Raw genomic sequence first — 13,271 nt, forward strand, 5'->3', positions numbered from 1 at the left:
ATGTCTGAATCGCAAGCCAGAAATGTATTGGGAGGAAAGCTCGAGCCCTGCTGCAAATTCCCGATGACGGGGTTTTACCGCGACGGGTATTGCAACACCGGCCCGGAGGATCTGGGCCGGCATACGGTGTGCATCCGGGTCACGGAGGAATTCCTGGCATTTTCCAAGGACGCCGGCAATGATCTTTCCACACCGCAACCGGAGTCCGATTTTTCGGGCTTGATCGCGGGCGACCAGTGGTGTTTATGCGCCTTGCGCTGGCAGGAGGCCTTTGAAGTCGGCGCCGCGCCGCAAGTCGTTCTGGGATCCACCCATGAGGCAACACTTCAAGTCGTCAAACTGGAAGACCTCAAAGCCCATGCCGTCCGTGAAAGTAAAAAATTTTAAAAGGAGGGTCATATGGTTTATGAAAAACAAACGGCTTTGAAAGTGGCAGGGGCGTTCTTTTTATTGATCGCCATTGTGCATTTCCTAAGGGTGATTTTTGGGTGGGGAGTTATTATTAACGGTCTTATGATGCCTTTGTGGGTCAGTGTCATCGCGGGCCTTATTACGTTCACCCTGTCGATGTGGATGTTTAGATCAACGCGTTAATTGCTTAAATGTTTGGAGGACGCCAACGGTAACCTATAAAAGTTTGTCATTCCCGAATGCTTGTGTCGGGAATCCAGACGAGGCTAATGATAGACCCCCGACTGAAACATTCGGGGGTGACAGTTTTGGGACAGGTTCTAGTCTGTGCATTTTTTGCACATACTGAGAATTTAGTTATCTGGAATTTCCGGATAACTGAAGGAAATTCAGTATGTTCCATTTTGGAACATGGTGAACTGTTGCAAAATTTGCAATAGTTGGGTTTGTATAAGAGAGTCAGCCAAAAGAAAAAGGTATCATTGTGCCTTTGGTGGTAAACTTGATCAATAAATTGAATTAAGGTTACGGCGGGTGGCTACTTAATTTTACTACTTAATTTTATGAAAATATTTTTGGAAACATACGGCTGTCAGATGAACGAGTACGACTCCGAACTCGTGCGCACGATCTTGGCCCGTGAGAAGTATGAGTTTGTGCCCGACGAGCATCAGGCGGACATTGTCATGCTCAACACCTGCGCTATCCGCGAGCACGCGCATCGCAAGGTGTATGGCCGTGTTCATTCCATACGCCACGCCCGCCCCAAGGACAAGCCGGTCATGATAGGGATATTGGGGTGCATGGCCACCAATTTACGCCAGGACTTGTTTGAAGACCGCAGCATGAAAATTGACTTCATTGCCGGGCCCGACAGTTACAAACGCCTGCCGGATCTGATCCGCGAGGCGGGTCAGGATGGGCAAAAGGCCTATGACGTCACCCTGTCCGAATTTGAAACCTATTCCGACATCACCCCCAGCCGCAAACAAGGCGTTAATGCGTGGATCGCCGTCATGCGCGGGTGCAATAATTTCTGCACGTTTTGCGTCGTACCCTACACGCGCGGCCGCGAGCGCAGCCGCTCGGTGGAAAATGTGGTTGAAGAGGTCAAACATCTGGCCGCCGAAGGATTCAAACAAGTCACCTTGCTGGGCCAAAACGTGAATTCCTATCACCATGAAGGCAAGGATTTTGCGGACCTGATGCAGGCGGTCAGCCGCGTGCACGGCATTGAGCGCATCCGTTTCACATCACCTCACCCGAAAGATTTTCCGGTCCGTTTTCTTGACCTGATGGCGTCCAACCCAAAGATCTGCAAACAGATCCATTTGCCTTTGCAGGCGGGCAATAACCGCGTTTTGGACATGATGAACCGTACTTATACTAAGGAAGAGTTCCTCGCCCTGGCCGCGGACATGCGCAAGCGCATCCCGGGCTTATGCCTGTCCACCGACGTCATTGTGGGTTTTCCGACGGAAACCGACGCGGAATTTGAAGACACGTTGAGCGTCATGCGCGAAGTGCGTTTTGATTCGGCCTTCACGTTCAAATACTCCGAGCGCAAAGGCACCATTGCCTCCAAGAAACACCCCGACGATGTGGCTGAAGCCGTTAAAACCCAACGCATCATGCGGCTCAATGACCTGCAAAAACAGATCTCCTACGAAAAGAACCTCGCCCATGTCGGCGAAACCCATACGGTCCTGGTGGAATCCCTGGCCACGGCCAGGTCCTCCGACGAATGTCAGGGCAGGACAGACGGCAATAAACTCGTCATTCTACCCAGCGGTCCATATAAGGTAGGGGACATGCTCCAGGTCCGCATCACCCATGCCACACCCCATGCTTTACGCGGTGGGCCTTTCGGAGTATAATTGCAATAGGATAGTTTTTGCAAATTAACGCGTTTAGGTATATAGTTTATTTTTAATATATGCTGAAAACCACGCACATCACAGCCGAAGACCTCTACGAAAAACTTAAGAACATTAAGGTCGGGGGGACCGTGTGTCATTATTCGCTTAAGAAATGCGAAGAACTGACCCCCATTATCAATGAAATTAATGAACTTAAGGAAGAGAAGAACGCCGTCATTCTGGCGCATTCCTACATCAGCCCCGAGATCATTTACGGGGTCAGCGATTTCGTCGGGGATTCCTACAAATTAAGCCGTGATGCCATGACCACCAAGGCCTCGACCATTGTCTTTACCGCGGTGCGGTTCATGGGCGAGACAGCCAAGATCCTCAACCCTGAAAAAGAGGTCTTGATCCCGGCACCCTTGGACGGATGCACGCTGGCGGATTCCATCAACGCATCCCAGGTCCGCGATCTGCGCAAACAATATCCGGGCTATACCTTCGTCTGCTACATCAATACCACCGCCGAGGTCAAAGCCGAATGCGATGTCTGTGTCACGTCGTCCAACGTTTATAAGATCGTTGAAAATATCGCCAATGACAAAATTTATTTCCTGCCGGACAAGCTCATGGGCCAGAATCTTAAGAACGCCATGGAACGCCGCGGCATCAAAAAGGACATCCGTTTTTACAGCGGTACTTGCTACGTGCACGAGACGTATAACATTGAGGACATTTTGAAGATCCGCCTGGAATACCCCCTTGCCAAGATCGTCAGCCATCCCGAATGCAACGCCGCGGTGGTGGACAATTCCGATTTCGTGGGAAGCACCGAGCAAATGCTCGGATTCATGCGCGAAACCGAGACCAAAGAATTTTTGATGCTCACCGAATGCGGCCTGTCCAGCCGCCTGCAGTCGGAATTCCCCGACAAGAAACTGGTCGGCAGCTGCACCATGTGCAAATACATGAAATCCAACACCCTTGAGGACATCCTGCGGGTCCTTAAAGATCCGTTGCCCAAAGACCGCGTCGTTTTCAACGAGGATATCCGCCTGCGCGCCCTCAAAAGCATTGAGGCGATGTTCCGTTACGCCCAACCCTCTTAATGAACGACTCGTTCGTCGAACCTCAATATTTTACGTTCGGTCATCCCCCGGATGAACTGGTCCTTAAAAGCGGGCTCAAACTCGGGCCCGTCACCCTGGCCTATGAGACCTATGGGCGGCTTAACACCGCCAAGAGCAATGCCATCCTTGTTTTTCACGCTTTGACCGGTGACGCCCACGCGGCAGGGGTGCATAAGGATTCCAAAAACCCCGGCTGGTGGGACGCGATGATCGGGCCGGGCAAGGCCTTTGACACGGCCAAGTATTTTGTCATTTGCGTCAATGTCATCGGCGGATGCAAGGGAAGCACGGGCCCGGCGTCCATCAATCCCGCCACCAACAAGCCCTACGGTTTGAGTTTTCCCGTCGTGACCATTGAAGACATGGTGGCGGCCCAAAAGCGGCTCATTGACCATCTGGGCATCAAGCAATTGCTCTGCGTCACCGGCGGGTCCATGGGAGGTCTGCAGGCCCTGAAATGGTCTTTGCTTTACCCGGACACCGTGCGCTCGGCCATTTTGATCGCCACCAATTACCGTCACACCGCCCAGCAGATCGCTTTGCACGAGGTGGCGCGTCAGGCCATCATGTCCGACCCGGACTGGCAGGGCGGCGATTATTACGGCAAAAGCGTCCCGGCCCGGGGCCTGGCGGTCTCGCGCATGATAGGTCACATCACCTACATGAGCGAGCGGTCCATGGATGAAAAATTCGGCCGCAAACTCAAAGGGAAGGAAAAACTCGGCTACGATTTTTCGCATGATTTTGAGGTGGAAAGCTATCTCAAATACCGCAGTGACAATTTCGTCCAGCGTTTTGACGCCAACAGTTATCTGTACATTTCCAAGGCGCTGGATTATTTTGACATCGCTGAGGATTCAGACCTGCCGCAGGCGTTCAAGGCCGCGGCTTGCAAATTCCTGATCATCACCTTCACGTCGGACTGGCTGTATCCGTCGTATCAAAGCAAAGAAATGGTCAAGGCCATGAAAGCCAACCATCTGGACGTGTCGTTCATCGAAATAGAGACCGATTACGGCCATGATTCGTTTTTGGTGGAAATTGAAGGCCAGTCAAAATTAGTCAAAAGCTTTTTGGGGAATTTGCCTGTTTAATGGAAACCTTGCGCGCTGACCACAAACTCATTTTAGAAATGATCGAACCCGACAGCCATGTGCTGGATCTGGGCTGCGGGGACGGCGAACTTTTGTCCTTGCTCATGAAGCGCCGGCATTGCCGGGCCACGGGCATTGAGATCAATGAGAAAGCCATTTACAAATGCATTGAACACGGAGTCACGGTGTCGCACGGGGACATTGATTCGGGTCTGGAGGATTACGGGGACCAGCGTTTTGATTATGTCATTCTCAACGAAAGTTTACAGGAGGTCTTAAATCCCGACAAAGTCATCAAGGAGGCCCTGCGGGTGGGAAAGAAGGTCATCGTCGGCATCCCGAATTTCTGCCATATCTCGGCGCGCCTGCAGATCTTTTTTCTGGGCAAGGTGCCGGTGACCAAGGGTTTGCCTTATAAGTGGTACAATACGCCCAACTTGCGTTTTTTGAGCATCAAGGACTTCCGTCAGTTTTGCGCGGAGCGGGGGATCATCGTGGAGCGCGAGAGGGCCATCGGGGCCAGCCGGGAAGTGTTCTTTGCGCGCAACATTTTCGCGTACGCCGCGATCTTCCTCTTGCGCAAATGATTCAGGCCGCGAGTTTTTTGTGGCTGCCGTCGCAGAACGGTTTATTGCCGCTTGTTTTACAGCCGCACCAGGCCACCTGTTTTTCTTCCGTGATCTCCACGAACATCGGCCTCATATTTGTGGAGGAGTGCGACCCGTCGCAGAACGGCTGTTTTTGCGACAGCCCGCAGGCGCACCAGACGTAGCGGCCCGGCTTTAGGGTCATGACATAAGGATGATTGTGGTTGTCCATGAACTTAGATTAACGATTTTTGCGGTATCATTCAAGTCCATTTATGCCTAAATACGATTTTATCATCATCGGCGCTGGCATCATCGGCCTGACAACGGCCCACGCGCTCAAAACCCGCAAGCTTTCGGCCCGCATTGTCGTCATTGACAAGGAAAACGCTCCGGCTTTTCACGCGTCGGGGCGTAACAGCGGAGTTTTGCACGCCGGGTTTTATTACACCGCCGACAGTTTAAAAGCCAAATTCACCGTTGAGGGAAACCGGCAGATGAAGGCCTATGCGCGCTCCAAGGGTCTTGCTGTTAATGAATGCGGCAAATTGGTCGTTGCCCAAAATGAATATGAATTGGGCCAGCTCGACGAGTTATTGCTCCGCGGTCAGCGCAATGGGGCCAATGTGCGTTTGATCGACGAGTACAAAGCGCGCGAACTGGAACCCAATGTGCGCACCCATCAAAAGGCCCTGCATTCGCCGGACACCGCCAGCATTGACCCTAAAGCGGTGTGCCGGGCCTTGAAAGAAGACCTCACCGGAGCCGGGGTGGAGTTTGTGTTCGGCGCAAAATATTTAAGCCATACCGGTCATGTCATTCACACCACGGAGGGGGATTTTGAGGCCCAAAGGATCATCAATTGCGCCGGGCTGTACGCGGACAAGATCGCGCAGGATTTCGGTTTCGGGAAAAAATACACCATGATCCCCTTTAAGGGCCTGTATTTGAAATACACCAAGAACAAGACGGACGTGCGCATGCATATTTATCCGGTGCCCAATTTGAAAAACCCGTTTTTGGGGGTGCATTTTACCAAGACCGTGGACGGCACCATCAAAATAGGCCCGACCGCCATCCCGGCGCTGTGGCGGGAGAATTATGACCTTAAAACCGGTTTTCAGCCCACGGAAATGGCCAAGGTGCTCTTTTATGAAAGCAAATTATTTCTGACCAATGCCTTTGGGTTTCGGGACCTGGCTTTGGAAGAGACCCGTAAATATGATAAAAAATATTTTATAGGGTTGGCCGCCCAAATGGTACAGAACATTGATCCCAAAGGATTCACGGAATTCACCCCGCCCGGGATCCGGGCCCAATTGCTGGACAAGGAAACCCTTTCCCTGGTCCAGGATTTCGTTGTGGAAGGGGACAGCGTCAGCACCCACGTCTTAAACGCCGTATCGCCTGCCTTTACCTGTGCCTTCCCATTCTCTAAGTACATTGTAGATCAATACCTTGGCGCATAACCACGCCTAATTAATTCTTGTCACGGTATAGCTTTTATGTTATCCTATATACGTCAGAATTAGAAGTATATGAGGAGGTCAAAATGGACATCAGGATCTTGATCCAAAGCACGCCGAACCCGAACGCTTTGAAGTTCGTGCTCAATATCCCGGTTAAAACCGAGGGTAAGGTCACGTATAAAAACGCTGACCAGGCCGGGCAAAATCCTATGGCCGCGGCGATCTTTACCGTGCCCAATGTCACGGAAGTGTATTTTTTTGACAATTATGTCACGGTCACCCAGGACGGCAACGCCGATTGGGACGCCATTGAAGAGCAGATCAAGCGCCTGATCCTTGACCATGCTGAAAATCATGACCCGGATTTTAAGGTGGAAGAGGCCCAGAAACCGGCCCCGGTATCGGACAACCCGGACATTCAGAAGATCAATGAGATCCTGGACCGCACCATCCGTCCGGCCCTGCAGATGGACGGCGGGGACCTGCACGTGATCAGTTACGACGGGAGCGTGCTGGGGGTCACTTATCAGGGCGCTTGCGGGTCATGCCCCAGTTCTTCCGCGGGAACGTTAAAGGCCATTGAAAATATTTTAAAGGACGAGTTCAGTCCCGGGATCACCGTGGAGATCGCGAGTTAATATATGGAACTGGCCAAGAAAAAATGTTTGCCGTGCGAAGGGATCGGACGCGCGTTTGACCGCGCCGAGGCCCAGGCGGGCTTGAAGGAAATACCCGGGTGGTATTTGTCGGATGACGCCAAAAGCATCTGGCGGGAATTTGTCATGAAGGATTTTGTCGCTGCGGTGGAGTTTGTCAATGCCATAGCACCCATCGCCGAGGCCGAAGGCCATCATCCGGACCTTCATTTGACCGGTTACCGCAAACTGCGCATTGACCTAAATACGCATGCGCTTGGCGGGATTACGGAGAATGACCTCATTTTGGCGGCAAAGATCAACACGCTTAGTCCTCGACTGGCAAAGGGGTGAGATATGTTTAAAATAAACCGTAAATTGGAGTACGCGCTCATCTCCCTGCGGCACATGAGCGCCAAGGCGCCGGGGCAATTGACGTCGGCCAAGGAGATCTGCGACATTTACAATACGCCGTTTGACCCGACCTCGCGCGTTTTACAGATCATGGCCCAGCACGAGATCGTGCGCGCCGAGCAGGGCGCCCATGGCGGGTATCAGATCCTCAAAGACCTTTCCAAGGTCAGTCTGCAGGACCTCACACAGATGATCGAGGGGCCTCTGGAGATCGTCAACTGTTTCCACGGCAATTATTCGCATTGCGACATTACGGCCAGCTGTAACGTGATCTCGCCGATGCTGAATCTCAACGAGAGGATCGCGGGATTCTTTAAGAACATCAACGTTCAGGAACTCATTCAATCGCGCAATCAGGGCGAAAAACAGATCCGCAGCAAGCCTATCGCTGTGGGTCAGGAATAAAGATATGAGCGACATCGTCAAACAAAAAGAGTTGGAAGACAACAAACTCTCGGGCGGCGAGTACCGTTACGGCTTTTTTACGGACATTGAGGCCGAAACCGTGCCCAAGGGCCTTAACGAAGAAACTGTGCGTCTGATCTCCGCCAAAAAGAAAGAGCCGGAATGGATGCTCGAGTGGCGCTTGAAGGCCTTTCGCCACTGGCAGAAAATGACCGAGCCCCAATGGCCCAATTTTGAGTATGGCCCCATTGATTATCAGGACCTGTATTATTACTCGGCGCCCAAGCAGAAAAATGAAAATCCTAAGAACCTGGGGGAGGTTGACGAGGAATTGCTCAAGACCTTTGACCGTCTTGGTATCCCTTTGACCGAACAGAAGCGTTTGACCGGGGTGGCCGTGGACGCGGTTTTTGACAGCATTTCCGTGGGGACAACCCATCAAAGTGAATTGGCCAAGTTGGGGGTCATTTTTTGCTCCATGTCCGAGGCCGTCTTGAACCATCCTGATCTGGTCAAAAAATATATGGGCTCTGTCGTGCCCGCGGCTGACAATTTCTTCGCGGCGCTCAACTCCGCGGTTTTCAGCGATGGGTCATTCTGCTACATTCCCAAAGGCGTGCATTGTCCTTTGGAACTCTCAACGTATTTTCGCATCAACGCGGAAAACACCGGGCAGTTTGAACGCACCCTGATCGTGGCCGAAGATGACAGTTATGTCAGTTATCTGGAAGGGTGCACCGCGCCCATGCGCGACACCCATCAATTGCACGCCGCGGTCGTGGAGCTGGTGGCTTTGAACAATGCCGAGATCAAATATTCCACGGTGCAAAACTGGTATTCCGGCGACAAAGAGGGCAAGGGCGGCATTTACAATTTCGTGACCAAGCGCGGCAAATGCGTGGGGGTCAATTCCAAGATCTCCTGGACCCAGGTGGAAGCGGGCAGTGCCATCACCTGGAAATATCCCTCGGTCATTCTGCAGGGGGACAATTCCGTCGGGAAATTCTATTCGGTGGCCCTGACCAGCCATCGCATGACCGCGGACACCGGCACCAAGATGATCCATATCGGCAAAAATACCAAAAGCACCATTGTGTCCAAGGGCATCGCTTCCGAATATGCCAACAACAGTTACCGGGGTTTGGTTAAGATCATGCCGTCGGCCGAAGGGGCGCGCAATTTTTCCCAATGCGACTCCATGCTGGTGGGCAACCGCTGCAGCGCCAATACCTTTCCTTATATTGAGGTGAAAAACAACACCGCGGTGGTGGAGCATGAGGCCTCAACATCCAAGATCAACGCCGAACAGATGTTTTATCTGCGTTCGCGCGGGCTGGACTTGGAAGAGGCGATCTCGCTCATCATCAACGGATTTTGCAAGGATGTTTTTAAGGAATTGCCGCTTGAGTTTTCCGTTGAGGCGATCAAATTACTGGAAATGAAATTGGAAGGCAGCGTAGGTTAACGTAGGGGCACGGCATGCCGTGCCCGTACAGGAAAGGAATTGTAATGTTGGAAATTAAGGATTTACACGCAGGCATAGAAGGCAAAGAGATCCTGGCAGGGGTCAACCTTAAGGTCAATGCCGGCGAGGTGCACGCCATCATGGGCCCCAACGGGTCGGGCAAAAGCACCTTGTCCAAGGTGTTGGCCGGCCATCCGCAGTATCAGGTGACGTCGGGGACCATCACGTATGAGGTCAATTTCAAGAAGATCAATTTGACCGAACTTGAGCCGGACCAGCGCGCGCTGGAAGGCATATTTCTGGCTTTTCAGTATCCTGTGGAGATCCCTGGCGTGCCGACATCGGTGTTTTTAAGGGCCGCGTTCAATGCCATTTGCCGCCATCAGGGCGCCAATGAAATGGACCCCATTGATTTTGACAAATATTTGCGCGAAAAAATGAAACTCCTGCACATGGATGAGCAGTACATTGACCGTCCGGTGAACGTGGATTTTTCCGGCGGGGAGAAAAAGCGCAATGAGATCCTGCAGATGGCGGTCCTGAATCCGCGTCTGGCTGTTCTGGACGAGACCGATTCGGGGCTGGACATTGATTCCATGAAGATCGTGGCGGACGGCGTCAATAAATTGCAGCGCAAGGACAATGCCATTGTCCTCATCACCCATTATCAGCGGCTTTTGAATTACATACAGCCCGATTTTGTCCACATCATGATCGATGGAAAGATCGTCAGGTCCGAGGGCAAGGAACTGGCCCTGGAAGTGGAAAGCCGCGGCTATGACTGGTTGGTTAAATAAATATGATGACTCAAGAACGGCGATATCCTTTGCGCATTGATGGCCTGGACGAATACCAGGAAAAGCTGATCGATGCTTCCCCGGCATGGCTCAAAGCCCTGCGCCGTCGGAGTGTGGCCCTTTTTACCGAAGCAGGCCTGCCCACGGTCAAGGAGGAGGAATGGAAGTATACGCCTCTGGTGGATGTTTTTAACCGTCATTTGCGCGTGGCTGTTGACCCTGTGTCCGTGGATGAGGCGAAGTTGCACGTTTATCAGGATGAAGGCGATATCCACGTTGTTTTGGTCAATGGGGTCTTCAACGCCCAACTCTCCGGATTAGACCGCCTGCCTAAGGGGCTGTCCATTTTGTCTTTCCATGAAGCCGCCGGCCGTCACTCGCAAGAAATGGAACTGCTCACCGCGCGGCTGACACCCAATGACTCCAAGGCCTTTGTTTCTTTGAACCACGCGCTTTTTACTGACGGTGTTTTTGTGCGTGTTGAGGAGAATGCCGTCATTGAACCGCTCATCCATATCATCCACGCGACGGCCTGCGATGAGCCGGATGTCATGGTTTTTCCGCGCTGCATGGTCATCGTGGGCAAGAACGCGCAGGCCTCCATCATGGAAAGCCACGTTTCCCTGGACGCGGAAGTGTATGTCAGTGACGCGCTCACCGATATCCGCATCGGCGAGGGGGCCGTTGTCCACTATTGCAAGGCCGAAGCCGAAAATGCCGGCTCTGTCCATATCGCCGCGACCCGCATCTGGCAGGAGGGCGCCAGCACCCTGGAATCGTTTGCCTTTGCCCACGGGGCGCTGTTGACGCGCAACAATCTTTCCATCCTGCTTAAAGGCGAGGGGGCCAACACCGTGATGAACGGATTTTACGCCATTGACGGTCAACAGCACGTGGACAATCACACGTTTTTGGACATCCAGCATCCTAATTGCACCACTTTTCAATTCTATAAAGGGCTTCTCAATGGCGCCGGCCACGCGGTGTTCAACGGCAAGATCTATGTGCATCCCGAAGCGCAGAAGACCAACGCGTATCAGTTGAACAAACATTTGTTGTTAGGGGCCGAGGCGCGGGTGGACACCAAACCCCAACTGGAGATCTTTGCCGACGACGTCAAATGCACCCACGGCGCCACCATCGGCCAGTTGAGCGAGGACGAGGTCTTTTATCTGCAAAGCCGCTGTATCAACCGGACCAAGGCGGTGCAGTTATTGTCCAAAGGGTTCATGGACGATATCATCAATACGGTCAAGTCCTTGCCCATCCGCCGCAAACTGAATAAACTTTTGTCCGTCAAATTTCCGGAAGTTAAACTTTAGAAGGGTCAAGACCATGTCTGCCCTCGATGTTAAAAAGATCCGCTCGGACTTCCCTAACCTGCACATTCAGGTGCACGGCAAGCCGCTGGTATATCTGGACAATGCGGCCACCACGTTCAAACCCCATTGTGTGATAGAGGCCATGGATGCCTATTACTCGCAAGGCACGTCCAACGTGCATCGCGGCGTGCATTATTTGAGCGAGCACGCCACCCAGGCGTTTGAAGAGGCCCGCAAGACCGTGGCGGAATTCCTGAATGCCGCCAAGCCGCAGGAGATCATTTTTACCCGCGGGGCCACGGAATCCATCAACCTTGTGGCCCAGAGTTATGGCCGCGCGTTTCTTAAACCCGGCGATGAAATTCTCATTTCCCACATGGAGCATCATTCCAATATCGTGCCCTGGCAGATCTTGTGCCAGCAAACAGGATGCGTGTTAAAGGTCGCACCCATCAACCGTCAGGGAGAGATCATTTGGGAAGAATTTTTGCGTTTGCTTGGGCCCAAGACAAAGATCGTTTCCGTCGTATGGGTGTCCAACTCTTTGGGCACGGTCAATCCCGTTGAAAATATCATTAAAGAAGCGCATCAACGCGGGGCTGTGGTGCTGGTTGACGGCGCGCAGGCGGTCACGCATGCTCCGGTGGATGTGAAGGCCCTGGATTGCGACTTTTTTGTCTTTTCCGGGCATAAAATTTTTGGGCCCACAGGTGTCGGCGTTCTGTACGGCAAGGAGAAATTGTTGGACGCCATGCCTCCGTATCAGGGCGGGGGAGACATGATCGCTTCTGTGACTTTCGCCAAAACAACGTATAATGTTCTGCCCTATAAATTTGAGGCAGGCACGCCTGCCATTGCCGAGGTCATCGGCTTGGGCGAAGCCCTGCGTTACGTGCAAAGCATCGGTTTTGCGGACATGGCCGCGCAGAAAAAAGAATTGCTGGAATACGGCACGCAGGTACTTTCCGCCATCCCCGGTGTGACCCTCATCGGCACGGCCAAGGAAAAGACATCCATCATCTCTTTTATCGTGGAGGGCATACACCCGCATGACCTGGGGACCCTCGTGGACGAAGAGGGTGTGGCCATACGCACCGGGCATCATTGCACCCAGCCGGTGATGGATTTCTTCGGTGTGCCCGCGACCGCCCGCGCGTCCATGGCTTTCTATAACACCAAAGAAGAATTAGACGTTTTGGCCAAGGCCATCCATAAAGCGAAAGAAGTTTTCCATGCGTGACGAACTCTACCAACAGACAATCATTGAACACAACCGTCACCCGCGCAATTTCCGCAAGATCGCGGGCGCGACCCACGCGGCCGAGGGCTACAATCCTTTGTGCGGGGACCATTTGTGGGTCTATATGAACGTTGCTGACGGCATCATCAAGGACGCGGCGTTCGAGGGCTCCGGGTGCGCCATTTCCAAGGCCTCATCATCCATGATGACAGAGGCCTTAAAAGGCAAGACCATTGCCCAAGCCAAGGCCTTGTTTGACGAATTCCATCGCTTAGTCATCGGTGAATTGAAGCCCGACGGCAAGACCGATCATCTGGACAAACTTGCTGTTTTTTCCGGCATCTGGCAATACCCCTCGCGCGTCAAATGCGCGTCGCTGTCCTGGCACACCATGAATGGCTCGCTGGACAAGGTTAAAACCATTTCAACCGAGTGAATTA

The 13,271-nt window shown here is 52.6% G+C and carries 16 protein-coding genes; 15 read left to right on the top strand and 1 reads right to left on the bottom strand.

The genetic code is table 11. The features are described from left to right. The 6 genes from Q7K71_04995 (at position 1) to metW (ending at position 5,084) form a co-directional block, all read left to right on the top strand. Positions 1 to 387, top strand: a complete 387-nt coding sequence (locus Q7K71_04995) for a DUF2237 domain-containing protein (protein MDO8675456.1) — start codon at positions 1 to 3, stop codon at positions 385 to 387. A gap of 12 nt (positions 388 to 399) precedes the next feature. Next, complete coding sequence (locus Q7K71_05000; protein ID MDO8675457.1) at positions 400 to 594, top strand: hypothetical protein; 195 nt, start codon at positions 400 to 402, stop codon at positions 592 to 594. A 380-nt stretch (positions 595 to 974) separates the two neighbouring features. Next, positions 975 to 2,288, top strand: coding sequence for a tRNA (N6-isopentenyl adenosine(37)-C2)-methylthiotransferase MiaB (gene miaB, locus Q7K71_05005; GenBank protein ID MDO8675458.1), 1,314 nt, complete (start codon positions 975 to 977; stop codon positions 2,286 to 2,288). Positions 2,289 to 2,347: 59 nt separating this feature from the next. Then, positions 2,348 to 3,382 (top strand): quinolinate synthase NadA, encoded by a 1,035-nt coding sequence (nadA, locus tag Q7K71_05010; GenBank protein ID MDO8675459.1) that lies wholly within the window; start codon positions 2,348 to 2,350, stop codon positions 3,380 to 3,382. Further along, positions 3,382 to 4,497, top strand: a complete 1,116-nt coding sequence (locus tag Q7K71_05015; GenBank protein ID MDO8675460.1) for a homoserine O-acetyltransferase — start codon at positions 3,382 to 3,384, stop codon at positions 4,495 to 4,497. Before nadA ends, Q7K71_05015 begins: the two co-directional genes overlap by 1 nt. After that, positions 4,497 to 5,084: a methionine biosynthesis protein MetW gene (gene metW, locus Q7K71_05020; protein MDO8675461.1), complete on the top strand. Its 588-nt coding sequence runs from the start codon at positions 4,497 to 4,499 to the stop codon at positions 5,082 to 5,084. Before Q7K71_05015 ends, metW begins: the two co-directional genes overlap by 1 nt. Before the next feature lies 1 nt (position 5,085). Here the strand turns inward: metW and Q7K71_05025 are convergent, their stop codons facing one another. Beyond that, positions 5,086 to 5,316 (bottom strand): CDGSH iron-sulfur domain-containing protein, encoded by a 231-nt coding sequence (locus Q7K71_05025; GenBank protein ID MDO8675462.1) that lies wholly within the window; start codon positions 5,314 to 5,316, stop codon positions 5,086 to 5,088. 43 nt (positions 5,317 to 5,359) lie between these two features. On the opposite strand from Q7K71_05025, the gene lhgO reads away from it, so the two are divergent. The 9 genes from lhgO (at position 5,360) to Q7K71_05070 (ending at position 13,267) form a co-directional block, all read left to right on the top strand. Then, the gene (gene lhgO / locus Q7K71_05030; GenBank protein MDO8675463.1) at positions 5,360 to 6,553 is read left to right on the top strand and encodes an L-2-hydroxyglutarate oxidase; all 1,194 of its coding nucleotides are present in this window, start codon (positions 5,360 to 5,362) and stop codon (positions 6,551 to 6,553) included. An 83-nt stretch (positions 6,554 to 6,636) separates the two neighbouring features. Then, positions 6,637 to 7,191, top strand: a complete 555-nt coding sequence (locus Q7K71_05035) for a NifU family protein (protein MDO8675464.1) — start codon at positions 6,637 to 6,639, stop codon at positions 7,189 to 7,191. Between the two features lie 3 nt (positions 7,192 to 7,194). Then, positions 7,195 to 7,542 carry a 4a-hydroxytetrahydrobiopterin dehydratase gene (locus Q7K71_05040; protein ID MDO8675465.1) on the top strand — a complete coding sequence of 116 codons (348 nt, stop codon included), beginning with the start codon at positions 7,195 to 7,197 and terminating at the stop codon, positions 7,540 to 7,542. A gap of 3 nt (positions 7,543 to 7,545) precedes the next feature. Beyond that, positions 7,546 to 8,007: an Rrf2 family transcriptional regulator gene (locus tag Q7K71_05045; protein ID MDO8675466.1), complete on the top strand. Its 462-nt coding sequence runs from the start codon at positions 7,546 to 7,548 to the stop codon at positions 8,005 to 8,007. A gap of 4 nt (positions 8,008 to 8,011) precedes the next feature. After that, a complete protein-coding gene (sufB, locus tag Q7K71_05050; GenBank protein ID MDO8675467.1) occupies positions 8,012 to 9,472 on the top strand; it encodes a Fe-S cluster assembly protein SufB in 1,461 nt (486 codons plus the stop codon). A 44-nt stretch (positions 9,473 to 9,516) separates the two neighbouring features. Continuing rightward, positions 9,517 to 10,269, top strand: a complete 753-nt coding sequence (sufC, locus tag Q7K71_05055; GenBank protein ID MDO8675468.1) for a Fe-S cluster assembly ATPase SufC — start codon at positions 9,517 to 9,519, stop codon at positions 10,267 to 10,269. Between the two features lie 2 nt (positions 10,270 to 10,271). After that, on the top strand, positions 10,272 to 11,591 hold the full coding sequence (gene sufD / locus Q7K71_05060; protein MDO8675469.1) for a Fe-S cluster assembly protein SufD: 1,320 nt from the start codon (positions 10,272 to 10,274) through the stop codon (positions 11,589 to 11,591). Positions 11,592 to 11,604: 13 nt separating this feature from the next. Beyond that, the gene (locus tag Q7K71_05065; protein MDO8675470.1) at positions 11,605 to 12,831 is read left to right on the top strand and encodes a cysteine desulfurase; all 1,227 of its coding nucleotides are present in this window, start codon (positions 11,605 to 11,607) and stop codon (positions 12,829 to 12,831) included. After that, positions 12,824 to 13,267, top strand: a complete 444-nt coding sequence (locus Q7K71_05070; GenBank protein ID MDO8675471.1) for an SUF system NifU family Fe-S cluster assembly protein — start codon at positions 12,824 to 12,826, stop codon at positions 13,265 to 13,267. Before Q7K71_05065 ends, Q7K71_05070 begins: the two co-directional genes overlap by 8 nt. Positions 13,268 to 13,271 lie beyond the last annotated feature (4 nt).

The organism is Candidatus Omnitrophota bacterium (genome assembly GCA_030650275.1).
Lineage (GTDB): Bacteria > Omnitrophota > Gorgyraeia > Zapsychrales > Fredricksoniimonadaceae > JACPXN01.

Excerpts from the sequence above, each read along its gene's own strand:
- Q7K71_05025 (MDO8675462.1), bottom strand. The coding sequence starts at position 5,316 with ATGGACAACCACAATCATCCTTATGTCATGACCCTAAAGCCGGGCCGC.
- Q7K71_05040 (MDO8675465.1), top strand. The coding sequence starts at position 7,195 with ATGGAACTGGCCAAGAAAAAATGTTTGCCGTGCGAAGGGATCGGACGC.
- miaB (MDO8675458.1), top strand. The coding sequence starts at position 975 with ATGAAAATATTTTTGGAAACATACGGCTGTCAGATGAACGAGTACGAC.
- metW (MDO8675461.1), top strand. The coding sequence starts at position 4,497 with ATGGAAACCTTGCGCGCTGACCACAAACTCATTTTAGAAATGATCGAA.
- sufD (MDO8675469.1), top strand. The coding sequence starts at position 10,272 with ATGATGACTCAAGAACGGCGATATCCTTTGCGCATTGATGGCCTGGAC.
- Q7K71_05045 (MDO8675466.1), top strand. The coding sequence starts at position 7,546 with ATGTTTAAAATAAACCGTAAATTGGAGTACGCGCTCATCTCCCTGCGG.
- sufC (MDO8675468.1), top strand. The coding sequence starts at position 9,517 with ATGTTGGAAATTAAGGATTTACACGCAGGCATAGAAGGCAAAGAGATC.
- Q7K71_05065 (MDO8675470.1), top strand. The coding sequence starts at position 11,605 with ATGTCTGCCCTCGATGTTAAAAAGATCCGCTCGGACTTCCCTAACCTG.
- nadA (MDO8675459.1), top strand. The coding sequence starts at position 2,348 with ATGCTGAAAACCACGCACATCACAGCCGAAGACCTCTACGAAAAACTT.
- lhgO (MDO8675463.1), top strand. The coding sequence starts at position 5,360 with ATGCCTAAATACGATTTTATCATCATCGGCGCTGGCATCATCGGCCTG.
- sufB (MDO8675467.1), top strand. The coding sequence starts at position 8,012 with ATGAGCGACATCGTCAAACAAAAAGAGTTGGAAGACAACAAACTCTCG.
- Q7K71_05015 (MDO8675460.1), top strand. The coding sequence starts at position 3,382 with ATGAACGACTCGTTCGTCGAACCTCAATATTTTACGTTCGGTCATCCC.
- Q7K71_04995 (MDO8675456.1), top strand. The coding sequence starts at position 1 with ATGTCTGAATCGCAAGCCAGAAATGTATTGGGAGGAAAGCTCGAGCCC.
- Q7K71_05070 (MDO8675471.1), top strand. The coding sequence starts at position 12,824 with ATGCGTGACGAACTCTACCAACAGACAATCATTGAACACAACCGTCAC.
- Q7K71_05000 (MDO8675457.1), top strand. The coding sequence starts at position 400 with ATGGTTTATGAAAAACAAACGGCTTTGAAAGTGGCAGGGGCGTTCTTT.
- Q7K71_05035 (MDO8675464.1), top strand. The coding sequence starts at position 6,637 with ATGGACATCAGGATCTTGATCCAAAGCACGCCGAACCCGAACGCTTTG.